We start from the raw sequence: 23,248 nt of genomic DNA on the forward strand, positions 1-23,248 counted from the left end.
GGCCCTACGCGGAGGCCGCCGCCCCCAGCCCCGCGAGCAGCAGCACGGTGAAGCGCCGGGCCCAGTCCGCGTCGACGGACTCGGCGCTCACCAGGACCCGGTGCACGACCGCGCCGGCGATCACGTCGAAGATCAGGTCGGCGGTGGTGGACGCCGTGCCCTCGTCCGGCTCGACGGGCAGTTCCCCGCGCTCCTGGGCCCGCCGGCGGCCCTGGAGCACCAGCCGTTTCTGCCGGTCCACGATCGAGTCGCGGATCCGGGTCCGCAGCGCCTCGTCGCGCGTCGACTCCGCGACCACCGCCATCAGCGCCGTCCGGGTCTCCGGCCGCTCCAGCAGCGCGGCGAACTGGAGCACCACCGCCTGCACATCGGCCGACAGACTGCCCAGATCGGGCAGCTCCAGTTCGTCGAAGAGGACCGCGACGGCGTCCACGACCAGCTCGTTCTTGCCCGCCCAGCGCCGGTACAGGGTCGTCTTGGCGACCCCGGCCCGCGTCGCCACATCGCCCATGGTCAGCTTCGACCAGCCGAGATCGACCAGGGACGCCCTGGTCGCCTCCAGGATCGCCTCGTCGGCAGCGGCGCTGCGCGGGCGTCCCGTTCGAGGGGGGCGGGGGTGGCTGCGGCTCAGCATGCGGCGACCATACCGGTCAGTAAGTAGAACGGACCGGTTCCGATCACCGTGAGACAGATCACCGGTCGCACCTGTGCGCGAGGGGTGCCCGCCAGTTACGCTACGGGTCGTAGCGTAAGGACGACGGCTCTGCCGTCGTGACGCCGCGACCGATTGACAGCCACAGGCACCGGGTGGGGACCCGGCGCCGAAACGGGTCTTTCAGGGGCCCTCGGACCGTGTCTGTCCGTGCACCCCGCACACCGGCGGGGGCAGCGGACGGGCGCGGTTCTCCCATCGCTTTCCGGATCGGTGCGCCAAGGGGGGAGGATGTACGCATGCAGCCTAGGAACATGTCCATGAGCGGCGTCGTCGACCTCGCCGCGGTGAAGGCGGCCGGCGAGGCCAAGGTGAAGGCGGAGCAGGCCCGTGCCGAGGCCGCCCGGCAGGGTGGCGTCGGTGCCGTGTCGCCGTCCGCCCTGGTGATCGATGTCGATGAGGCAGGCTTCGAGAACGATGTCCTGCAGCGTTCCGCCGAGGTCCCGGTCGTCATCGACTTCTGGGCCGAGTGGTGCGAGCCGTGCAAGCAGCTGGGTCCGCTCCTGGAGCGCCTGGCCCATGAGTACAACGGCCGCTTCGTGCTGGCCAAGGTCGATGTCGACGCCAACCAGATGCTGATGCAGCAGTTCGGCATCCAGGGCATTCCGGCGGTCTTCGCCGTCGTCGCCGGACAGGCCCTCCCGCTCTTCCAGGGCGCCGCGCCCGAGGCCCAGATCCGCCAGACGCTGGACCAGCTGATCCAGGTCGGCGAGGAGCGGTTCGGGCTCACCGGGATCGTGGTCGACCAGGACGCCGCCGAGAGCGCCGCTCCGGCCGAGGAGCCCGCGGGGCCGTACGACGCCCTGCTCGCCTCGGCCGTACAGGCCCTGGACGCCGACGACTTCGCCGGTGCCGTCCAGGCGTACAAGAACGTCCTGTCCGACGACCCCGCCAACGTGGAGGCCAAGCTCGGCCTGGCCCAGGCCGAACTGCTCTCCCGCGTCAAGGAGTTGGACGCGCAGCAGGTCCGCGCGGACGCCGCGGCGAATCCGGCCGATGTCACGGCGCAGCTCGCCGCCGCCGATCTGGATCTGGTCGGCGGTCATGTCGAGGACGCCTTCGGCCGGCTCGTCGAGACGGTGCGGCGCACCTTCGGTGACGACCGGGACACGGCGAGGGTGCGGCTGCTGGAGCTGTTCGAGGTGATCGGCCCCGATGACCCGCGGGTCGGCGCCGCGCGCACGGCGCTGGCACGGGTCTTGTTCTGATCTGACAAACGGCCGCGATGCCCTTCCGGGGATCGCGGCCGTTTTCGTGAAGAACGATAAGAGAAGCCTCTGCTTTACCAAATCTTGATAAAGCAGAGGCCTGTTACTCGCAGTAAATCGCGCTCCGGAATCTGTCCGGATTGACGCATGGATCCACCCTTTCGTCCTTCGGCTCGGCGCCACCCTGTGTGGCCGGGCGGTACCAGCCGGTCGCGCATCGGTTATCGGGCCGTTACTAGCGAGTAACGAACCCCCTTGTGTCACGGGCGGGAATGCACCACGATCGGCCACGCTCGGTCCAATAACGTCAGCCCGGCGGCCAGTCGGCGCGGCGGCCCTGTTGGGTCCCCACCGAGTGGGCCGGCGGCAGTGGCGCCGGTTCCGGACAGGGGGGTTCCTGTCGTCCGGCAGGGCCTGTCCGAACAGGTTGCGCGCATGCGTGGCCAGTGGTTGTCGCTCGGGGGTGATCGCCGGTGATTCGGACGCGGTTCATGCCTCCGTCGCGGGCGCTCTCCTTGCCGAGGACGTAGCACTTCTCCCATCCCAGGACGGGCCCAGGCCCGGACCGGAGATGTACGTCCGAGAAGGAGGAAAATTATGAGTTCCCAGGTTCGTGGCGGCACCAGATGGAAGCGTTTCGCTCTGGTCATGGTGCCGAGTGTCGTCGCGACCGCGGCGGTGGGTGTCGGTCTCGCGCAGGGCGCCCTCGCGGCGTCGTTCAGCGTGTCCGGCCAGAGCTTCAAGGTGAGTGCGGACAAGCTCGTCGGCCACAACTTCGTGCAGTACGGCAGTGTGGCCACCGGTACGAACCCCGAGGGCAAGAACGGGGCGCACGCGGTAGCCGTGTCCGGCTTCAGTGACGCCAAGATCACCAACATGTGCCAGTCGGTGGTCACGCCGAACCTTCCGTTCGGCCTCGGCACCGTCACGCTGGTGCTGAACGCGGGTACGAACCCGAAGAAGCCCGTCAAGGCGACCAATCTGTACCTGGACGTCTCCGAGCTCGACGCGGATGCCCAGTTCAAGAACATCGACATCGGTGTTGCCGCGGGTTCCCTCAAGGACCCGAACAACCCTGATTCGATCGGCATCCAGCCCCGCACCCAGGCCAACCCGGACGGCTTCTCGCAGCGTGCCGAGGAAGCCAAGCTGACCGGTGTGAAGCAGACGGCGTGGGCCACCACCGCCGGTACCTTCAAGCTCAGCAACCTGAGCCTGCGGCTGAAGTCGGGCACCAAGGAGTGCTACTAGCACTCGCCCGGGTGGCCGGAGCGCCCTCGGGATCTCCGGCCGCCCACCTTGTCCCTTCTCACAGCAGTACCGGTTCCAGGGAGCTGTTTTCCATGAGCCCCGAGTCCACAGGGCAGAACGAGCACTACCTCCGCGTCTTCTGGCGGGGATTCCGCACCTGGCGGGGTAACCGGCCGTTCTGGGCGGGCCTGTTCACCATGGTGGGTGGTCTACCCATCGCGTATTTCCCGTACGCCAACATGCACCTCGGCAACGTCACGCTGGCGATGTCCACGACCGCCGGCGCGGGGTCGCTGATCATCGGGATCCTGCTGATCACGCTGGGCCTGACGATGTGGTTCCACCACATCGTCAGAGTGTTCGCCGGAGTCGCCGCGATTCTGCTGGCGCTGATCTCCATACCGGTCGCCAACATCGGCGGATTCCTGATCGGCTTCCTCTGCGCCCTGCTCGGTGGCGCGCTCTCCATCTCCTGGGCCCCGGGCGAGCCGAAGCCCGACCCCGGACCGGCCGGTGCGGCGGGGGAGAAGTCCGAGGGGACCGGCCCCGGGACGCAGGAGCCCGGACCCGGGTTCCACGGCACGGCGGCGGTGCCACAGCAGCCGGAGCAGTACGACACGACAGTCGAGGTCGACGGCGGGAGGCATCGTGCGGGGTGACGAGAGGCAACTGGACCCGGCCCGGGAGGACTCCGGGACGAGAAACGGACCGCGTCACGCGGCCCCCAGGAAGTCGTTGCTGACGAAGCTGCACATTCCGGCGGGCAAGGCGTTCGCCCTCGCCGCGATGCCGACGGCCGTCCTCGTGGGCATGGGGCTCACCCCCAAGCTCGCGCTGGCCGACGACAGTTCGGACATCCCCTTCGCGCCCGGCCCCTGTGTGACCCGCTCCGACGAGCCGAGCGAGGAACCCTCGCCGTCCGCGTCGAAGTCGTCGTCCCCGACCCCGTCCGCCACTGCCACCGGCTCCGGCGATCAGGACGACACGGCGACCCCGAAGCCCTCGACGACCCCGTCCGCGAGCGACAAGGCCGAGCCGAGGACGAAGGCCGCGGGGGCCGACGCCCCCGCCGCCGCGCCGAGCGCCTCGCCCACTCCCACGAAGACGAGGAACCCGCTCGACCCGCTGGGTGTCGGCGACGCGCTCAGGGACCTCTTCGACGGACCGGACAAGGAGACGGCGAGCCCGTCCCCGAGCGCGAGCACGGCGTCCCCGAAGCCGTCACGGACCGACACCGCGAAGAAGTCCGACGAGAAGTCCGACGAGAAGTCCGACGAGAAGTCCGACGAGAAGCCCGTCGAGAAGTCCGCGGACGCCGCGAAGGAGACGGCCGACAAGACGGCCGACGCCATCCGCGAAGCCGCGGGCCGGGCGGGCAGGACGGTCGAGGAGCTCGACGACAGCGCCAAGGGACTCGACGCCAAGAAGGACGAGGACATCCCGGACGGCGCCAAGGAGCGCTTCCCCTGTCCGACCCCCGACCCCGAGGCGCTGGCCGCGGCCGATCTGGAGACCGGCGTCCCGCTGCTCCCGACCGACCCGTGGATCCTGGAGAGCTCGATGCTCACCCTCAACGGGCTCGACTACAAGGGCATCGTCGAGGTGAAGACGTACAACGGCACCGTCAAGAAGGTGCTGAAGTTCACCGCCAGCTCCATCGACATCGACAACCTCCATCAGAAGACGGTCGGTCCGGCCGGTACGACGGCCCATGTCGAGGCGCGGAAGGGATCCAAGTCCACCATCCGCGACGGCACGGTGACCATGTACACGGAAGAGCTGAAGGGCAATCTCTTCGGCCTCATCCCGGTCACGTTCAGCCCGCGGACCCCGCCTCCGCTGAACGTACCCTTCGCCTTCTTCACCAAGGTCAAGGTGACCCAGGCCGGCCAGTTCGGCGGCACGCTCACGGTCCCCGGACTGCACAACTACTTCACCGGCGGCAACAGCTAGAGCCTGTCCGGGAGCCGCACAGCACCGTGGGCCGCACTCCTCGAAGGAGTGCGGCCCACGGTCGTGTCCACGGGTGCCAAAGGCGTCAGTCGCGCGCGCCGCCGCCGACGTGGTGCACCCGGACCATGTTGGTCGTGCCCGGGACACCGGGGGGCGAGCCGGCCGTGATGACCATGGTGTCGCCCTCGTTGTAGCGGCCCAGCTTCAGCAGCTCGCCGTCGACCAGGTCGACCATCGCGTCCGTGGTGTCCACGTGCGGCACGACATGGGCCTCGACGCCCCAGCTCAGCGCGAGCTGGTTGCGGGTGGACTCGTCCGTGGTGAAGGCCAGGATCGGCTGCGCCGCGCGGTAGCGGGAGAGCCGGCGGGCCGTGTCACCGGACTTGGTGAAGGCGACCAGCGCCTTGCCGTTCAGGAAGTCCGCGATCTCGCAGGCCGCACGGGCCACCGAACCGCCCTGGGTACGCGGCTTCTTGCCCGGCACCAGCGGCTGGAGGCCCTTGGAGAGCAGCTCCTCCTCGGCGGCGACGACGATCTTCGACATCGTCTTGACCGTCTCGATCGGGTACGCGCCCACGCTGGACTCGGCCGACAGCATGACCGCGTCCGCGCCGTCCAGGATCGCGTTGGCGACGTCGGACGCCTCGGCGCGGGTCGGCCGCGAGTTGGTGATCATCGACTCCATCATCTGGGTCGCGACGATCACCGGCTTGGCGTTCCGCCGGCAGAGCTCCACCAGGCGCTTCTGCACCATCGGGACCTTCTCCAGCGGGTACTCGACGGCCAGGTCGCCACGGGCGACCATCACACCGTCGAACGCCATGACGACGCCCTCCATGTGCTCGACGGCCTGCGGCTTCTCGACCTTGGCGATGACGGGGACCCGGCGGCCCTCCTCGTCCATCACCTTGTGGACGTCCTTGACGTCCTCGGCGTCCCGCACGAAGGAGAGCGCCACCAGGTCGCAGCCCATCCGCAGGGCGAACCGCAGGTCGTCCACGTCCTTCTCGGACAGGGCGGGAACGTTGACCGCCGCGCCGGGCAGGTTGATGCCCTTGTGGTCGGAGATGACACCGCCCTCGATGACGATGGTCTTCACCCGGGGACCCTCGACCGCGACGACCTTCAGCTCGACGTTGCCGTCGTTGATCAGGATCGGGTCGCCCTTGGCGACGTCGCCGGGCAGACCCTTGTAGGTCGTGCCGCAGATCGACTTGTCGCCCGGGACGTCCTCGGCGGTGATGGTGAACTCGTCCCCGCGGACCAGCTCGACGGGGCCCTCGGCGAACTTCGCCAGGCGGATCTTGGGGCCCTGGAGGTCGGCGAGTACGCCGATCGCACGGCCGGTCTCGGCGGCGGCCTTGCGGACCCGGTCGTAACGACCCTGGTGCTCCTCGTGGCTGCCGTGACTGAAGTTGAAGCGGGCCACGCTCATGCCGGCCTCGATCAGAGCGACGAGCTGCTCGTGGGAGTCGACGGCGGGACCGAGTGTGCAGACGATTTTGGAACGGCGCATGAGGCGGATCCTATCGGTTTGTTTCGCTACGGAATATTCCGTCTGGTGGAAGGTACAAAGGGGCGCGGGGGCGCTCAGTTGTGGGCCTGTACGACGGGGCCGCGGTCCCGTCCGACGAGCGCGAAGGTCTGGTCGGCGATCTCCAGCTCCTCGTCCGTCGGCACCACGGCGACCGCCACCCGCGCGTAGTTCGGCGAGATCAGCCGGGGCTCGTCGGACCGTACGGCGTTCAGGTCCGCGTCCACCGCCAGGCCGAGCTCTTCGAGTCCGGCGACGGCAGCCTCCCGCACCGGTGCGGAGTTCTCCCCGACCCCCGCCGTGAACACCACGGCGTCCACCCGGCCGAGGACCGCCGAATAGGCGCCGATGTACTTCTTCAGCCGGTGCACATAGATGTCGAACGCCAGCGCCGCACGCGCGTCGCCCTCGTCGATCCGGCGCCGGATCTCCCGCATGTCGTTGTCGCCGCAGAGACCGACCAGCCCGCTCTTCTTGTTGAGCAGCGCGTCGATCTCGTCCGCCGACATCCCCGCGACGCGCATGAGGTGGAAGGTGACGGCCGGATCGACGTCCCCGGAGCGGGTGCCCATCACCAGCCCCTCCAGCGGGGTCAGCCCCATCGAGGTCTCCACGCACCGGCCACCGGCCACCGCCGACGCCGAGGCGCCGTTGCCCAGGTGCAGCACGATGACATTGACCTCCTCGGGGGTGCGTCCCAGCAGCTCGGCGGCCTTGCGGGAGACGTACGCGTGCGAGGTGCCGTGGAATCCGTAGCGCCGGATGCGGTGCGCGTCGGCGGTCTCGGTGTCGATCGCGTACCGCGCCGCGTACTCCGGCATCGTCGTGTGGAAGGCGGTGTCGAAGACCGCCACCTGCGGCAGGTCCGGACGCAGGGCGCGGGCGGTACGGATGCCGGTGATGTTCGCCGGATTGTGCAGCGGGGCCACCGGGACCAGGCGCTCGATCTCCTTCAGCACCTCGTCGTCGATCACCACGGGCTCGGTGAAGCGCAGCCCGCCGTGCACCACCCGGTGGCCGATCGCCGCGAGCTGCGGGGAGTCCAGGCCGAGGCCGTCGGCCGCCAGCTCCTGTGCCGCCGCCTTCAGCGCCGCCTCGTGGTCGGCGATCGGGCCGGTCCGCTCGCGCCGTTCGGCGCCCCCGCCGACCAGCGGGGTGTGCACCAGGCGGGAGGTCTTCTCGCCGATCCGCTCGACCAGGCCCACCGCGAGCCGGGTGCGGTCGCTCATGTCCAGCAGCTGGTACTTCACGGACGAGGAGCCGGAGTTGAGGACCAGCACGCGGTACGCGCCCGCCGCGGCGGAGTCCTCGGTGGTCGGGATGGTCATCCGTTCACTCCTTGCCCTGCGCCTGGATCGCCGTGATGGCCACGGTATTGACGATGTCCTGGACGAGCGCGCCGCGGGACAGGTCGTTGACGGGCTTCCGCAGCCCCTGGAGGACCGGTCCGACGGCCACCGCTCCCGCCGAGCGCTGCACGGCCTTGTAGGTGTTGTTGCCGGTGTTCAGGTCCGGGAAGATCAGCACCGTCGCCCGGCCCGCCACCTCGGACCCGGGCAGCTTCGTCGCGGCGACGCTCGGCTCCACCGCGGCGTCGTACTGGATCGGGCCCTCGACGCTGAGGTCCGGCCTGCTCGCCCGGACCAGGTCCGTCGCCTCGCGCACCTTGTCGACGTCGGCGCCCGAACCGGAGGTGCCCGTCGAGTACGACAGCATCGCGATCCGCGGCTCCACGCCGAAGCGGGCGGCGGTGGCGGCCGACTGCACGGCGATGTCGGCGAGCTGTTCCGCGTCCGGGTCCGGATTGACCGCGCAGTCGCCGTACACCAGCACCTTGTCGGCGAGGCACATGAAGAAGACGGAGGAGACGATCGAGGCGCCCGGCTCCGTCTTGATGATCTCGAACGCCGGGCGGACCGTCGCCGCGGTGGAGTGCACGGCTCCGGAGACCATGCCGTCCGCGAGCCCCTCCTGGACCATCAGGGTGCCGAAGTAGTTGACGTCCGCGACGACGTCGTACGCCAGTTCCGCCGTGACCCCGCGGTGGGCCCGCAGCTGCGCGTAGCGCTCGGCGAAGGTCTGGCGCAGCTCGGAGGTCTGCGGGTCGATGAGCCGGGTGTCGGCGAGGTCGATGCCGAGGTCGGCGGCCTTCTTGCGGATGGTGTCGGGGTCGCCGAGCAGGGTGAGGTCGCAGACGTCGCGGCGCATCAGTACGTCGGTGGCGCGCAGCACCCGTTCCTCGGTGCCCTCCGGCAGGACGACCCGGCGCCGGTCCGCGCGGGCCTGCTCCAGCAGCTCGTGTTCGAACATCATGGGGGTGATCCGGCCGCTGCGGGCCACCGAGATCCGCTCCAGCAGGGCGCCGGTGTCCACATGGCGCTCGAAGAGGCCCAGCGCGGTCTCCGCCTTGCGGGGGGTCGCGGCGTTCAGCTTGCCCTCCAGGGCGAAGAGCCGGGCCGCGGTGGGGAAGGATCCGTCGGCCACCGACACGACCGGGGTGCCCGGTGCGAGTCGCGCGGCCAGCCTGAGTATCTCTTCGCCGGGGTGCTCGTCCAGGGTCAGCAGCACCCCCGCGATGGGCGGGGTCCCGGCGCTGTGCGCGGCCAGCGAGCCGACCACCAGGTCCGCCCGGTCCCCCGGAGTGACCACCAGGCAGCCCGGCGTCAGCGCGTTCAGCATGTTCGGCAGCATCGCACCGCCGAAGACGAAGTCCAGGGCGTCCCTCGCCAGCCCGGAGTCGTCGCCGAGCAGCACCGTGCCGCCGAGCGCCGCGGTGATCTGGGCGACGGTCGGCGCGGAGAGCGCCGCGTCGTCGGGCAGGACCGAACAGGGGACGGGCAGCGTGGCCGTCAGCCGCTCCGCGATGCCGTCACGGTCCTCGGCCGCCACCCGGTTCACGATCACCGCGACGACGTCGCAGCCCAGTCCGGCGTAGGCGCGGTAGGCGTTGCGGGTCTCGGCCCGTACCGACTCCGCGGTCTGGCCCTTGCCGCCGACCACCGTGATCACCGAGGCGCCGAACTCATTGGCCAGGCGTGCGTTGAGCGCCAGCTCGTCGGGCAGCTGGGTGGCGGCGAAGTCGGTGCCGAGCACCAGCACCACCTCGTACCTCTGGGCCACCTGGTGGAACCGGTCGACGAGCAGGGAGACCAGCTCGTCGGTGCCCCGTTCCGCCTGGAGCGCGGCCGCCTCGGGGTAGTCCAGCCCGTAGGCCGACTCGGGGTCCTGGGAGAGGCGGTAGCGGGAGCGCAGCAGCTCGAAGAGCCGATCGGGCCCGTCATGGACGAGCGGGCGGAACACCCCGACCCGGTCCACCTGACGCGTCAGGAGCTCCATGACTCCCAGATCGACGACCTGCCGGCCGTCTCCCCGGTCGATCCCGGTCACGTACACGCTGCGCGTCACGCGTGCTCTCCCGTCCACTTGCGGTTTGGGATGGTATTGCCAAGTTGACGATACCCGCGGGGGCCGAGGCGCCGCCCGCCGGGCGGAGCACCCCGTCCCGGGGGCCGCGAGGCCGTCCCGGGCCCCGTGTCAGACCCTTCCCCGCACCCCGGGGAAGGGCCCGCGCGGTCGCCCCGGAGAGACGGGGGAGCGCGGGGCCCGGACCCGGCGTGGGACAATCGTCGTGGCTCACGGTACGGGGGGCTTCTGTGGACATCCCCCGGAATGCACGGCACTAGCGAGCAGGAGACACAGCACGATGCGCATCGGAATTCTCACCGCAGGCGGCGACTGCCCAGGCCTGAACGCAGTGATCCGGTCGGTCGTGCACCGCGCCGTGGTGGGGCACGGCGATGAAGTCATCGGCTTCGAGGACGGGTTCAAGGGACTCCTCGACGGCCACTTCCGCCCCCTCGACCTCAACGCGGTCAGCGGCATCCTCGCCCGCGGCGGCACCATTCTCGGTTCGGCCCGGCTGGAGCGCGACCGGCTGCGCGAGGCCGCCGAGAACTGCGCCGAGCTGAGCCGCCGTTACGGCATGGACGCCCTCATCCCGATCGGAGGCGAAGGCACCCTCACCGCCGCCCGGATGCTGTCGGACGCCGGGATGCCCGTGGTCGGCGTCCCCAAGACCATCGACAACGACATCTCCGCCACCGACCGGACCTTCGGCTTCGACACCGCGGTGGGCGTCGCCACCGACGCCATAGACCGTCTCAAGACCACCGCCGAGTCGCATCAGCGGGTCATGGTCGTCGAGGTGATGGGCAGGCACGCGGGCTGGATCGCGCTGGAGTCCGGAATGGCGGGCGGCGCGCACGGCATCTGCCTCCCCGAGCGCCGCTTCCAGGTCGACGACCTGGTGAAGATGGTCGAGGAGCGCTTCGCGCGCGGCAAGAAGTTCGCGGTCATCTGCGTGGCCGAGGGCGCGCACCCGGCCGAGGGCTCCATGCCGTACGCCAAGGGCGAGATCGACCAGTACGGCCACGAGCGCTTCCAGGGCATCGGCAACCGGCTGGCCATCGAGCTGGAGACCCGGCTCGGCAAGGAGGCCCGGCCGGTCATTCTCGGGCATGTGCAGCGGGGCGGCACGCCGACCGCGTACGACCGGGTGCTCGCCACCCGCTTCGGCTGGCACGCGGTCGAGGCGGCGCACCGGGGCGACTTCGGCCGGATGACGGCGCTGCGGGGCACGGACATCGAGATGGTTCCGCTCGCCGACGCGATCACGCGGCTCAAGACCGTTCCCAAAAACCGGATGGACGAGGCCGAGTCGGTCTTCTGACGCCGACCGGGCCGGTCTTCCGGCCCCGGCCCCGACCGGGTGCCGGACGGGGCTGGGCGGCTCACCCGTCCGGCCCCGGCACCCCCGCCGTCCGCCAGAACCGTTCCAGGATCCGCGCCAGGAACTCCCGGCCCGCGTCGCCGGTCGCCCCGGCCCGCTCCGTACCCGTGCTGCTCCAGCTCAGCGTCGACACCATCAGCGACTGGTAGTCGGCGTGCAGCTGTTCCAGTACGTCCTGGAGGAACCCGCGCTCCAGCGGCACCAGCTTCGCCACCGCCCGCAGCTGGGCCTGCCAGCGGGTGGTCACCGCGCCGCGCAGCAGCTCCGCGAGCTCCTCGTCCCGGCCGGACACCGTCACGAACCCGGCGGCCGTCAGCCCCAGCACCTCGGTGAGCGCAGCGGACTGGCGTTCATTGCCGCGCCAGCGCCCCGACTCCTCCATCCGCAGATACGCGGAGACGGTCAGTCCCAGCAGCTGCGCCAGCTCCGCAACGGCCAGCTGCCTGGCCACCCGGTGTTCCCTCAGGGTGCGCGCGGCGGTGAGGAGTTCACCCGGTGAGCACCACAACACCCCTGCCAGCGCCGTGAGTTCGTACTCGCTCGGCGCGGCGATCCCGCGCTCCCAGGCGACCACCGTCTCGGTGCTGATCCGGAGCCCGTACTGGGCCCCGAGACCGTAGGCGACATGGCCGGGAAGCATCCCCAGGGCCTCGCGCAGTCGGCGCGCGGCGGGGGCGTTGAACGGCGGGGAGGGGTACACGGCCCCACCGTAGGATTCGAGGAACGGAATGACTACGGTGTGTTCCGCCGATATCCACAGCTCGTAGGAACGTCCTAGAACGGGTGGGTTCGGAATCGACGGGTGAGGCATGAGCCGTCCGGTGAGGCACGAGCCGTCAGGCGGGGCCGGAGTCGACGGGTGGGGTCAGAGTTTCTCGGACACCCACCGGTAGTACAGCTCCGGGCGCCCGATCTGCCCGTACTGCGGACTGCGCACCGCGCGTCCCACCGTCACCAGATGCTCCAGATAGCGGCGGGCGGTGATCCGCGAGATGCCCAGCTCCTCCCCGGCCGCCGACGCCGTCACCCCGTCCGGGGCGGCCCGCAGGGTGCGGGTGACGGCCTCCAGCGTCGGACCGCTCAGCCCCTTCGGCAGCCGGGCCGGCTGCGGGGCGCGCAGGGCGCCGAGCGCCCGGTCCACCTCGTCCTGGCCGCTCGCCTCACCGGCCGCCGCGCGGAACTCCGCATAGCGCACGAGCCGGTCGCGCAGGGTGGCGAAGGTGAACGGCTTCAGCACGTACTGCACCACACCGAGCGACACCCCCTCCCGGACCACCGCCAGATCGCGCGCCGAGGTCACCGCGATGACATCCGCCGAGTGCCCGGCCGCGCGCAGCGAGCGCAGCAGATGCAGCCCGTGCCCGTCGGGCAGGTACAGATCCAGGAGCAGCAGATCGACCTGGGTGCGGTCCAGCGCCCGCACCGCCTCCGCACGCGAACGCGCGACGGCCGCCACCGCGAATCCGGGGACCCGGCCCACGTAGAGCCGATGGGCGTCCGCGGCGACGGGATCATCCTCGACGACCAGTACCTGGATCACGCCGTGGCCTCCTTCGTGGTGTGTGCCGGGCGGCCGGCGACCGCCAGCGGCAGCCGTACCGTGAACCGGGCGCCGCCGTCCGGGCCGCCGTCCAGCGTGACCGTCCCGCCGTTGCGGCGCACCGCCTGCTGGACGAGCGCCAGGCCGATGCCCCGGCCGGTGCCGTGCGTCGACCAGCCGCGGTCGAACACCTCGGCGGCGTCCCGCGGATCGATCCCGGCCCCCGTGTCGGCGACCCGCAGCAGCAGTTCGCCCTCCCCGGCGAGCGCGGTGACGGTGACCCGGGCGCGGGCGGACCGGCCGCCGCCCGTGCTCCGCTGGGCGGGCACGGCCCCGGGGTCCGGCCCGCCGGTCGCCGCCTCCGAGGCCGCGTCCACCGCGTTGTCGATCAGATTGCCGAGGATCGTCACCAGGTCCCGCTGCGGCAGCGTGGTGGGCAGGGCCCCGTCGTCGATCAGGCTGTCGTCCGCGAGCACCAGCTCCACCCCCCGTTCGTTCGCCTGCGCCGCCTTGCCGAGCAGCAGGGCGGCCAGTACCGGTTCGGCGACCGCGTCCACCACCCGGTCCGTGAGGGCCTGGGCCAGCTCCAACTCGGCGGTGGCGAAGCCCACCGCCTCCTCGGCCCGGCCCAGCTCGATCAGCGAGACGACGGTGTGCAGCCGGTTCGCCGCCTCGTGCGCCTGCGAGCGCAGCGCCTGGGTGAACCCCCGCTCGGAGTCCAACTCGCCGGACAGCGCCTGGAGTTCCGTGTGATCGCGCAGGGTCACGACCGTGCCGCGCTGCTCCCCGCCCACCACCGGACGGGTGTTGACCACGATCACCCGGTCCGCCGTCAGATGCAGCTCGTCGACCCGCTCCTCGGAGGCGAGCAGCGCTCCCGTCAGCGGCGCCGGAAGATCCAGTTCGGCGACCCTGCGCCCGACCGCGCCCGGCCCCAGGCCGAGCAGCTCCCGGCCCGCGTCGTTGATCAGCGCGATCCGCCGCCGCCCGTCGAGCATCAGGAGCCCCTCGCGCACCGCGTGCAGCGTGGCCTGGTGGTAGTCGTGCAGCCGGCTCAGCTCGGCGGCGTTCATGCCGTGGGTGTGCCGCCGCAGCCGGGCGTTGATCACATACGTGCCGATGCCGCCGAGCGCGAGCGCCCCGCCTGCCGCCAGCCCCAGCGCCCCGAGCTGCGCCCGCACCTGCGAGGAGACCCGCTCGACCGTGATGCCCGCACTGACCAGACCGGTGATCCGGCCGCCGTCCCGGATCGGGGTGACGACCCGGATCGAGGGGCCGAGCGTGCCGGTGTACGTCTCGGAGAACGTCTCGCCGCGCAGCGCCCGCGCGGTGTGCCCGAGGAACTCCTCGCCGATCCGCTGGGAGTCCGGGTGCGTCCAGCGGACCCGCTGCGGGGACATGATCGTCACGAAGGCGATCCCGGTGTCCCTGCGGACCTTCTCCGCGTACGGCTGGAGCACGGCGGACGGGTCCGGGGTGCGGATCGCCTCCCGTACGGACGGCGAGTCGGCGATCGCCAGCGCGGCCGCCCTGACCTGCCGGGCCGCGGTCTCCTTCGCCTGCTCGCTGCCGGAGGCGTAGGCGAAGAACGCGCACCCCGCGACCACCGCCGCCACCAGCACCACCTGCATGGCGAAGAGCTGACCGGCCAGGCTGCGCGGGCGGGTCCGGGGGCGGGGGAGACGCATGGGCCCAGTCTGCCTGGCCGAAAACACATGAACGAAATGCACGTAACGGTGACCGGCGTCACAGGGAGCGAGATATTCGCCAAGGGTTTTTTCGTCCGACGGCTCCGATCCGCCGGACAGCCCTTGCGCCCCCAGGGACGGGGAGCGACCCGGACGAGCCGAGGAGTACCCCGTGGGAGTGGCAGTCGCCAAGCGGGACCGCACGCACTATCTGTATCTGGCCGTGATCGCGGCGGTGGCGCTCGGCATTCTCGTGGGCTTCGCCGCCCCGGGCTTCGCCGTCGAGCTCAAGCCGATCGGCACCGGCTTCGTGAACCTGATCAAGATGATGATCTCGCCCATCATCTTCTGCACGATCGTGCTGGGCGTCGGATCGGTGCGCAAGGCCGCCAAGGTCGGCGCGGTCGGCGGTCTCGCCCTCGGCTACTTCCTGGTGATGTCGACCGTCGCGCTCGCCATCGGCCTGCTCGTCGGCAACCTCCTGGAGCCCGGCCAGGGCCTCCACCTCACCGAGGCCGTGCGCGCCGCGGGCGAGAAGCAGGCGGCCGGGGCGAGCGAGTCCACCGCCGACTTCCTGCTCGGCATCATCCCGACGACGATCGTCTCCGCCTTCACCCAGGGCGAGGTGCTCCAGACCCTGCTCATCGCCCTGCTCGCGGGCTTCGCACTCCAGGCCATGGGCACGGCGGGCGAACCGGTGCTGCGCGGCATCGGCCACATCCAGCGCCTCGTCTTCCGGATCCTCGCCATGATCATGTGGGCGGCCCCGGTCGGAGCGTTCGGCGCGATGGCGGCGGTGGTCGGCGAGACCGGCGTCGACGCGCTGAAGTCCCTGGCGATCATCATGATCGGCTTCTACCTCACCTGCGCGATCTTCGTCTTCGTGGTGCTCGGCACCATCCTGCGGCTGGTCGCCGGGGTCAATCTGATCGCCCTGCTGAAGTACCTGGGCCGTGAGTTCCTGCTGATCCTCTCCACCTCCTCCTCCGAGTCCGCGCTGCCGCGGCTCATCGCGAAGATGGAGCACCTCGGGGTCAGCCGCCCGGTCGTCGGCATCACCGTGCCGACCGGCTACTCCTTCAACCTCGACGGCACCGCGATCTACCTCACGATGTCCTCGCTCTTCATCGCCAACGCGATGGGCGACCCGCTGAGCGCCGGTGAGCAGGTCTCGCTGCTGCTCTTCATGATCGTCGCCTCGAAGGGCGCCGCCGGGGTCACCGGCGCGGGCCTGGCCACCCTCGCGGGCGGCCTCCAGTCGCACCGCCCCGGACTGGTCGACGGCGTCGGCCTGATCGTCGGCATCGACCGCTTCATGAGCGAGGCCCGCGCCATGACCAACTTCGCGGGCAACGCGGTGGCCACCGTCCTGGTCGGCACCTGGACCAAGGAGATCGACAAGGAGCGGGTGGACAAGGTCCTCTCGGGCGCGCTCCCGTGGACCGAGCAGATGCTCAACCAGGACGCCGAGGGCGCGGACGTCCCGGAGCCGCGCGACGGCGACGGGAAGCCCGTCCTGACGAAGGCGTAGACGTACCGGGAACACCGCTGAGGGGCCGTCGCGGAAGCGGCGGCCCCTCAGCGCTTGCCTTGACGTCCGCGTCAAGGTCTACCGTCGAAGACATGCGAATCGGGGAGCTGGCCGAACAGGCCGGGACGACCACGCGGACTCTGCGGTACTACGAGTCACGCGGGCTGCTGCCCGCGCGGCGGGCCGACAACGGCTACCGCGCGTACGACGAGGACGATCTGCGGCTCGTCCAGCAGATCCGGACCCTTCAGGACTTCGGGTTCGAGCTGGAGGAGACCCGGCCGTTCGTCGAGTGCCTGCGCGCCGGTCACCCGGCCGGTGACGCCTGCCCCGCCTCGCTCGTCGTATACCGGCGCAAGCTCGACGAGCTCGACTCGCTCATCGAGCAGCTCCGGGCGGTCCGCGCCCAGGTGGGCGCGGAGCTCGCCAGGGCCGAACTGGAGGCCGGGGCGGCGCTGCCCGGCGGTCCGGAACCACGTTGTGAACTGGGAGGATGACAGATGATTCATGCAGAGGGTGTGGCCGAGGTCACCGACGCCACCTTCGACACGGAGGTGCTCGCGGCACAAGGCCCCGTCCTGGTCGAGTTCACCGCCGACTGGTGCGGCCCGTGCCGCCAGCTCGCCCCCGTGCTCAGCGCCGTCGCCACCGAGCTGGCCGGGCGCATGGAGGTCGTCCAGCTGGACATCGACACCAACCCGGCCATCGCCAGCCGGTACGCGGTGCTCTCGGCGCCGACCCTGATGGTCTTCCGCTCCGGCGAGCCCGTGAAGTCGATGGTCGGCGCCCGCCCCAAGCGCCGCCTGCTCCAGGAACTGGAGGACGTCTTCGCGACGGTGTGAGGCGGGGCGCCGCCCCACGGTGTCCTGCCTCCGGTCCGCCGATCGGACGGGGAACGTGGCCGATCGGCAGACGCGGCGGCGTGGTCGGTGCGCCTAGCGTCGTCCGGACCAGGCCACCACGCTTTGAGAGGAACGCCGATGGGGCAGCGAGGGACGACCGGAGCGGCCGACGGCACGGCCGTGACCGGGGCGACCAAGGAGTTCGAGCCGGACGTCATGGACCTGTTCGTGAAGACGCTGCGCCGTGCGGTCGGGCGGGAGTTGTCGTCCGTGGGGACGGACACACTGCTGGCGGAGCTCGTGTCGGGGGACACGGACGCCGGTGAGACGATCGCCCCGGGCATACGGAAGGCCGGTTCGCTCAGCGGATCGATCGCCGGCCGGGCGGGCCGGGGCTGGGCGAGCGACGACGAAGCACCCGGTGCGCCGACCGGCGCCGGTGCGGAAGCCGGTCCGGACGCTGCCGACGCGCGAGAGGTGGACGCCGCCTGGCGTGAGGCACGGTGGCGCCTCGGACTGGGCTCGCGCGGACCGGCCGCGGACAGCGGCTCGGCGCTGCCCGGGATGAGCGGGGCGATGCGGGCGTGCCTGCTGCTCGCGCTCCGGTCGGCCCGCGCCGAGGGGACGGTCTCCGCGCGCTGCCGCCATGTGGCCCGCGCCCTGCTGGAGCTGCCGGACACCCGGGCGCGGGAAGCCCTGCTGCTGCAACGGCTGGACATCGCTGCCGCGTCGAGCGCGCTCGACCGACTGGACGCGCGCGCCGCGGCGGAGACCGAAGGGCCGGAATCCCGCGGCGTCACCCTTCTCCGCCGGGCCGGAACGCTGGGCAGGAGCGGCAACATCCTCTCCCGCGCCCTGACTTCATGGACCTCCGGGAGCAGCGTGAACGGCTCACCGGTTCTGTTCGCGGTGTCCGTCGAGGCCACGCGGCAGGCGGTACGGTGCGGGCGCGCCGCGGTCGAACCGGTGGATCTTCTGCTGGGGACGCCGGCGCTGGACCGGGCACTGTTCGTCTCCGGCCGCTCGCTGCCCGCGAGTCTGGCGGAGGCCAACTCCGCCGCAGCCCTGATGCGCCGACACGGCCTACGGCAGGACTCCCTGGTCTCAGCGGCGTCGGCGTCGGCGGGCCCGTACGCCGCCGCGCCCGACAGCGGCGGCGTACGGCCGTCCGCCGCCGCCGAGCGGACCATGGCGAGGGCCCGGCTGACCGCCGCCGAGCAGGGATCGCCCACGGTCGGCACGGTCCACCTGCTGTCCGCGCTGCTCGACGAGACGGCGACGGACGCGGACGCCGGGGCCGGTGGCCAGGTCGTCGCGCTGCTCACCGAGGCCGGGGTGGACGTGGCCGCGCTGCGGGCGGAGCCGAGCCTCCGGCCGGGCGCATGACACCCGGGCCCGCCGGACGGCGCCCCCCTCGGCTACCGTTCCTCCCGGCACACCCGGAGGCGGGGCGGGGAAGATCATGAGTCAGGCGCCCGAGCGCACACGGCTGTCGAGCCCGGCCCGACGACCGGGGCGCGGACCGGCCGGTGTGCCGCGGTGGTTGCACCGCGAGGCGGTGGAGTGCTGGTCCGCGGTGCGTGCCGCCGAGCGCCGTACGGTCGTCACCGAGGGGCTGCTCTGCGCCCTGGTGGCGGCCATCGGTCTGCTGCCGCTGCCGCTGGTGCCCCCGGACCGGCTCGTACCGGCCGTCGTGGAGGCGCTGTGGGCGGCGATGCTCGTCCCCGCACGGCGCGCCCGGCCGGGCGCCGCGGTCCTGGGTTCCGCCGTGCTGGTCGTGGGGGACAACGTGTGGACCCTGGCGGTGGCGCCGCTCATCGTGCTGTCCGCCACCCGCCGCATCGCACCGGCACGGCGCGTGTGGCAGCTCGTCGGGGTGGCCTGTGCCGTCGTCGGTGTCCTGGCCCTCGCCCGTGGCGCGCTGGTCCGGACCGAGGCCCTGCTGCCGGAGCTGGCCGGGAACGCGGTCTCGTGCGTGCTGCTCCTTCTCCTTCCGGCCCTGTCCGGCACCCTGTTGGGGCGGCGGCGCCCCCTGGTCAGCCTGTTGCGGGAACGCAACGCCTACCTGGAGCAGGCCCGCGCGCTCACCGCCGCGACGGCCCGGCTGGAGGAACGCACCCGGATCGCGGGGGAGATGCACGACCTCCTGGGACACCGGCTGAGCCTGATCTCGGTGCACGCCGGGGCGCTCGAACTCGGTGCCGCGCGCCAGGCACCCGCCCTCGCCGGGCAGGCCGAACTGCTCCGTGCGACAGCGGGCACCGCCATGGAGGAACTGCGCGAGATCCTCGGCGTCCTGCGGCACGAGGACAGCCCCCGCGCGGCGGACGGAACCGGGGAGGAGACGGGTACGCGCGCGGACATCGCCGCCCTCGTGGAGGAGTCCCGGCGGACCGGCGGCAGCGTCGGGCTGGACTGGTCCGTGCCCGACACGGCCGAGATGGATCCGCGTACGCGTCAGGCGATCCACCGAGTGGTCCGCGAAGGACTGACGAACGTACTGAAACACGCGTCCGGTGCGCCCACCGGGGTGGTGGTGCGAAGCACGGACCGGGGCGTCGACGTGTCCGTGACCAACGAGGCGCCCCCTGCGTCCGGCCGCTCCCACGGGGGTAGCCGCAGCGGGCTGGCCGGCTGCCAGGAACGGGTCTCGCTGCTCGGCGGCACGTTCCGCGCGGGTCCCCTGACGAACGGTGGATTCCGTGTGACGGCCTGGCTCCCCACGCAAGGGAACGACCCCCTGGGATCCGCCGCGTCGCAGGAGGCCCTCGCCGGACCGGCTCCGGACGCGGCCCGCGTCCCACCCCACGGCACCGGACAGAGAGGAGCGCGCGCTCCGCTGCCGGACGAGATCCTGACCTGGCCGCGCGTCCTGGGATCGGGCTGCCTCGCCCTCCTGGTGACCCTGCCCACGACCGTCTTCCTCGCCGTACTGCTGGTCTACCAGGTCCTGAGTGCCGTCCCGTAACCCCTGGCGGGCGCACGACGACCGCGATGGCACCTCGCCTAGGATGGGCCGATGATCCGAGCCCTGGTCGCCGACGACGAGGCGCTGATGCGCACGGGAATCCGGCTGATCCTGGAGAACGCCGACGACATCGACGTGGTCGCCGAGGCGGGCAACGGCCGTGAGGCCGCCGAGGCATGCCGCGCCCAGGACATCGATGTCGCCCTGCTCGACATCAAGATGCCGGGAGGGGACGGCATCGCCGCCGCCGAGGACATCGCGCGCCTCTCGCCCCGCACCTCCGTCGTGATGCTGACCGCGTTCGGCGAGGAAGCGAGCGTGACGCGCGCCCTGCGGGCCGGTGCCGGCGGATTCCTCCTCAAGGACACCGGCCCCGCCGAACTGATCCACGCGGTACGACTCGCGGCCCGGGGCGAACCGGTACTGGCCCCCCGGATCACCCGGCGGCTGCTGGAACGGCACGTGACGTCCGGCCGGGACACCGAGGCCGCGCTGCGCCGGACCGAAGAGCTGACCCCGGCCGAACGGGACGTCCTGCGGCTGCTGGGAACGGGCCTGTCCAACGCGGAGATCGCCGATCGGCTGTATCTGAGCGCCGGCACGGTCAAGGCGCACATCAGCCGGATCCTCACCCGCACCGGCTGCGCCAACCGCGTACAGGCCGCGGTCCTCGCCCACGACGCCGGCCTGCTCACCGGTCGTTGAGCCGTTCTCCGCGGCCCCGCGCCCCGCTCAGACCGGCCGGAACCAGACCGTCGCCAGCGGCGGCAGCGTCAGCAGCAGGCTGCCGGGCCTGCCGTGCGCGGCCACCGGCTGCGGCTTCAGCGGATCGGGATGGCCCACACCGCTGCCCCCGTACCGCTCGGCGTCGGTGTTGAGGACCTCCGCCCAGGCGACCCGGTCCCCGAGCGGTTTCGGCACCCCCACCCGGTAGTCGTGCCGCACCACCGGGGAGAAGTTGCTGACGGCCAGCAGCGGCGCGCCGTGCGCGTCGTAGCGCAGGAAGGCGAAGACATTGTCCTCGGCCGCGCCGCCGTCCACCCAGTCGAAGCCCTCGGGGACGGTGTCGCGCTGCCAGAGCGCGGGGGTCTCGGCGTACACCGCGTTCAGCTCGGCGACCAGGGTGCGCACGCCCCGGTGATCGCTCTCCGCCGCGTACGAGGGATCGAGCAGCCACCAGTCAGGGCCGTGCCCCTCCGACCACTCCGCCCCCTGGGCGAACTCCTGTCCCATGAAGAGGAGTTGCTTGCCCGGATGGGCCCACATGAACCCGAGGTAGGCCCGGTGGTTGGCGCGCTGCTGCCACCAGTCGCCGGGCATCTTGGAGACCAGCGACCGCTTGCCGTGCACCACCTCGTCGTGTGAGATCGGCAGGACGTAGTTCTCGCTGTACGCGTACACCATCGAGAAGGTCATCTCGTTGTGGTGGTACTTGCGGTGCACCGGCTCCTTCGACACGTACTCCAGGGAGTCGTGCATCCAGCCCATGTTCCACTTCAGCCCGAAGCCGAGGCCCCCGAAGCCGCCGGGGCCGACATGGTGGGTGGCGCGGGTGACCCCGTCCCAGGCGGTGGACTCCTCGGCGATGGTCACCACGCCCGGATTGCGGCGGTAGACGGTGGCGTTCATCTCCTGGAGGAAGGCGACGGCGTCCAGATTCTCCCGTCCGCCGTGCTCGTTCGGGGACCACTCGCCCTCCTCGCGCGAGTAGTCGAGATAGAGCATCGAGGCGACGGCGTCGACCCGCAGCCCGTCGATGTGGAACTCCTCGCACCAGTAAGTGGCGTTGGCCACCAGGAAGTTGCGCACCTCGGTACGCCCGAAGTCGAACTCCAGCGTGCCCCAGTCCGGATGCGCCGCCCGCGACGGATCGGAGTGCTCGTACAGCGGCCGGCCGTCGAACTCCGCCAGTGCCCAGTCGTCGCGCGGGAAGTGTGCGGGCACCCAGTCGACGATCACCCCGATCCCGGCCCGGTGCAGGCAATCGACGAGGAAACGGAAGTCGTCGGGTGTCCCCATGCGTGACGTGGGGGCGTAGAAACCGGTGACCTGATACCCCCAGGAACCGCCGAAGGGGTGCTCCGAGACCGGCATCAGCTCCACATGGGTGAACCCGAGATCCCTTACATAGGAGGGGAGTTGGTCGGCCAGCTGTCGGTAGGTGAGCCCCGGGCGCCAGGACGGCAGATGCACCTCGTACACCGACAGCGGCGCCTCGTGCACCGGGACGTCCCCGCGGTGAGCCATCCACTCCTGGTCCCGCCACTCGTGGTGCGAGGCCGTCACGATCGAGGCGTTGGCGGGTGGCACCTCGGTGTACCGGGCCATCGGGTCGGCGCGCAGCGTGTGCGAGCCGTCCGGGCGGCAGACATCGAACTTGTACAGCGCGCCCTCCCCGATCCCGGGCAGGAAGAGTTCCCACACCCCGGAGGAGCCGAGCGAACGCATCGGGAAGCCGGTGCCGTCCCAGTAGTTGAAGTCCCCGGCGACCCGCACCCCGCGGGCGTCCGGGGCCCAGACGGTGAACCGGGTGCCCGCCACTCCCTGGTGCTCCATGGGCTGCGCGCCGAGGGCGGTCCACAGCTCCTCGTGCCGTCCCTCGCCGATCAGATGCAGATCGAGATCGCCGAGCGCGGGCAGGAAGCGGTACGGGTCCTCCACCTCGGACTCGGTGTCCCGGTAGGAGACCAGCAGCCGGTACTCCGGCGGCGCGGGCATCGGCAGCAGCCCGGAGAAGAAGCCGTCGCCGTCGTCGTGCAGCCGCGTCCGCACCCCCTCGGCGAGCACGGTCACCGACCGGGCGTACGGGCGCAGCACCCGGAGGGTCACACCGCCCCGGACCGGGTGGGCGCCGAGGAGGTCGTGCGGGGCGTGGTGTTCACCGGCGAGCAGCCGGCCCCGGTCGGCGTCGTCGAGCGGGGGCGCCTGCCGTACGCCCTGGCCGGCGGCGCTCCGGCGGGGGCGCGGGGACGGGGCGCCGGTCCGCTTGGCCGCCGGTTTCCTCCGTCCGGTCGGGGCGGCCGGTTCCGGCGACGGCGCCGCCACCGCCTCGGCCGGTTCCGGTGGCGTGGAGGCCGTCGAGGCCCCGGGTGCCGGTGGCGGGGTCCGGGGGGCCTCGGTGGGGGCGGGTGTGCGGCGGGACGGCTTGCGGGCGGTCACGGGGACGGCCTCCTCGGAGGGGGTTGAGGGGGAGCGAAGGGAGGGCGGGGGTGGGGCGGTACGTGCCGGGCCG

At 71.6% G+C, this 23,248-nt stretch carries 19 protein-coding genes; 11 read left to right on the forward strand and 8 right to left on the reverse strand.

Annotated elements, in window-relative coordinates; genetic code table 11:
* Positions 1 to 4 precede the first annotated feature (4 nt).
* On the reverse strand, positions 5 to 634 hold the full coding sequence (locus tag GA0115234_RS21495; protein ID WP_093544076.1) for a TetR/AcrR family transcriptional regulator: 630 nt from the start codon (positions 632 to 634) through the stop codon (positions 5 to 7).
* 317 nt (positions 635 to 951) lie between these two features.
* Between GA0115234_RS21495 and GA0115234_RS21500 the strand changes: the two genes are divergently transcribed.
* From GA0115234_RS21500 to GA0115234_RS21520, 4 genes are all read left to right on the forward strand, one after another.
* A complete protein-coding gene (locus GA0115234_RS21500; RefSeq protein WP_176729232.1) occupies positions 952 to 1,920 on the forward strand; it encodes a tetratricopeptide repeat protein in 969 nt (322 codons plus the stop codon).
* A 597-nt stretch (positions 1,921 to 2,517) separates the two neighbouring features.
* On the forward strand, positions 2,518 to 3,171 hold the full coding sequence (locus tag GA0115234_RS21510; RefSeq protein WP_093544082.1) for a DUF6230 family protein: 654 nt from the start codon (positions 2,518 to 2,520) through the stop codon (positions 3,169 to 3,171).
* 92 nt (positions 3,172 to 3,263) lie between these two features.
* The gene (locus GA0115234_RS21515) at positions 3,264 to 3,830 is read left to right on the forward strand and encodes a DUF6114 domain-containing protein (protein WP_093544084.1); all 567 of its coding nucleotides are present in this window, start codon (positions 3,264 to 3,266) and stop codon (positions 3,828 to 3,830) included.
* Entirely contained in the window at positions 3,820 to 5,124 is a 1,305-nt protein-coding gene (locus GA0115234_RS21520) for a hypothetical protein (RefSeq protein WP_093544086.1), read from the forward strand. Before GA0115234_RS21515 ends, GA0115234_RS21520 begins: the two co-directional genes overlap by 11 nt.
* 85 nt (positions 5,125 to 5,209) lie before the next feature.
* Here GA0115234_RS21520 and pyk read toward each other — a convergent pair whose 3' ends face one another.
* The 3 genes from pyk to pta form a co-directional block, all read right to left on the reverse strand.
* A complete protein-coding gene (gene pyk, locus GA0115234_RS21525; protein WP_093544088.1) occupies positions 5,210 to 6,640 on the reverse strand; it encodes a pyruvate kinase in 1,431 nt (476 codons plus the stop codon).
* 74 nt (positions 6,641 to 6,714) lie between these two features.
* Positions 6,715 to 7,986, reverse strand: a complete 1,272-nt coding sequence (locus GA0115234_RS21530; RefSeq protein ID WP_093544090.1) for an acetate kinase — start codon at positions 7,984 to 7,986, stop codon at positions 6,715 to 6,717.
* A 4-nt stretch (positions 7,987 to 7,990) separates the two neighbouring features.
* Positions 7,991 to 10,063 (reverse strand): phosphate acetyltransferase, encoded by a 2,073-nt coding sequence (gene pta, locus GA0115234_RS21535; protein ID WP_093544092.1) that lies wholly within the window; start codon positions 10,061 to 10,063, stop codon positions 7,991 to 7,993.
* A gap of 298 nt (positions 10,064 to 10,361) precedes the next feature.
* On the opposite strand from pta, the gene GA0115234_RS21540 reads away from it, so the two are divergent.
* A complete protein-coding gene (locus tag GA0115234_RS21540; RefSeq protein WP_093544094.1) occupies positions 10,362 to 11,387 on the forward strand; it encodes an ATP-dependent 6-phosphofructokinase in 1,026 nt (341 codons plus the stop codon).
* 61 nt (positions 11,388 to 11,448) lie between these two features.
* Here GA0115234_RS21540 and GA0115234_RS21545 read toward each other — a convergent pair whose 3' ends face one another.
* The 3 genes from GA0115234_RS21545 to GA0115234_RS21555 form a co-directional block, all read right to left on the reverse strand.
* On the reverse strand, positions 11,449 to 12,087 hold the full coding sequence (locus tag GA0115234_RS21545; RefSeq protein WP_093544192.1) for a transcriptional regulator: 639 nt from the start codon (positions 12,085 to 12,087) through the stop codon (positions 11,449 to 11,451).
* 225 nt (positions 12,088 to 12,312) lie between these two features.
* The gene (locus tag GA0115234_RS21550) at positions 12,313 to 12,987 is read right to left on the reverse strand and encodes a response regulator (protein WP_093544096.1); all 675 of its coding nucleotides are present in this window, start codon (positions 12,985 to 12,987) and stop codon (positions 12,313 to 12,315) included.
* Positions 12,984 to 14,675, reverse strand: a complete 1,692-nt coding sequence (locus tag GA0115234_RS21555; protein ID WP_093544098.1) for a sensor histidine kinase — start codon at positions 14,673 to 14,675, stop codon at positions 12,984 to 12,986. The genes GA0115234_RS21550 and GA0115234_RS21555 overlap by 4 nt, the downstream gene beginning before the upstream one ends.
* A 178-nt stretch (positions 14,676 to 14,853) precedes the next feature.
* Between GA0115234_RS21555 and GA0115234_RS21560 the strand changes: the two genes are divergently transcribed.
* The 6 genes from GA0115234_RS21560 to GA0115234_RS21585 all read left to right on the forward strand — a co-directional run bounded on the left by GA0115234_RS21560 (position 14,854) and on the right by GA0115234_RS21585 (position 20,721).
* Positions 14,854 to 16,206 (forward strand): cation:dicarboxylate symporter family transporter, encoded by a 1,353-nt coding sequence (locus GA0115234_RS21560; protein WP_370804540.1) that lies wholly within the window; start codon positions 14,854 to 14,856, stop codon positions 16,204 to 16,206.
* A 92-nt stretch (positions 16,207 to 16,298) separates the two neighbouring features.
* Positions 16,299 to 16,703, forward strand: a complete 405-nt coding sequence (locus GA0115234_RS21565) for a MerR family transcriptional regulator (protein WP_093544102.1) — start codon at positions 16,299 to 16,301, stop codon at positions 16,701 to 16,703.
* A gap of 3 nt (positions 16,704 to 16,706) precedes the next feature.
* Entirely contained in the window at positions 16,707 to 17,048 is a 342-nt protein-coding gene (gene trxA / locus GA0115234_RS21570; RefSeq protein ID WP_093544104.1) for a thioredoxin, read from the forward strand.
* Positions 17,049 to 17,186: 138 nt separating this feature from the next.
* Positions 17,187 to 18,434, forward strand: coding sequence for a Clp protease N-terminal domain-containing protein (locus GA0115234_RS21575; protein ID WP_093544106.1), 1,248 nt, complete (start codon positions 17,187 to 17,189; stop codon positions 18,432 to 18,434).
* Positions 18,435 to 18,510: 76 nt separating this feature from the next.
* A complete protein-coding gene (locus tag GA0115234_RS21580) occupies positions 18,511 to 20,016 on the forward strand; it encodes a sensor histidine kinase (RefSeq protein WP_093544108.1) in 1,506 nt (501 codons plus the stop codon).
* Positions 20,017 to 20,067: 51 nt separating this feature from the next.
* Positions 20,068 to 20,721, forward strand: coding sequence for a response regulator (locus GA0115234_RS21585; RefSeq protein ID WP_093544110.1), 654 nt, complete (start codon positions 20,068 to 20,070; stop codon positions 20,719 to 20,721).
* Between the two features lie 27 nt (positions 20,722 to 20,748).
* On the opposite strand, the gene glgB is transcribed toward GA0115234_RS21585, so the two are convergent.
* Entirely contained in the window at positions 20,749 to 23,175 is a 2,427-nt protein-coding gene (gene glgB, locus GA0115234_RS21590) for a 1,4-alpha-glucan branching enzyme (RefSeq protein ID WP_093544112.1), read from the reverse strand.
* Positions 23,176 to 23,248: the final 73 nt, after the last annotated feature.

Source organism: Streptomyces sp. DvalAA-43 (genome assembly GCF_900091725.1).
GTDB lineage: Bacteria > Actinomycetota > Actinomycetes > Streptomycetales > Streptomycetaceae > Streptomyces > Streptomyces pulveraceus.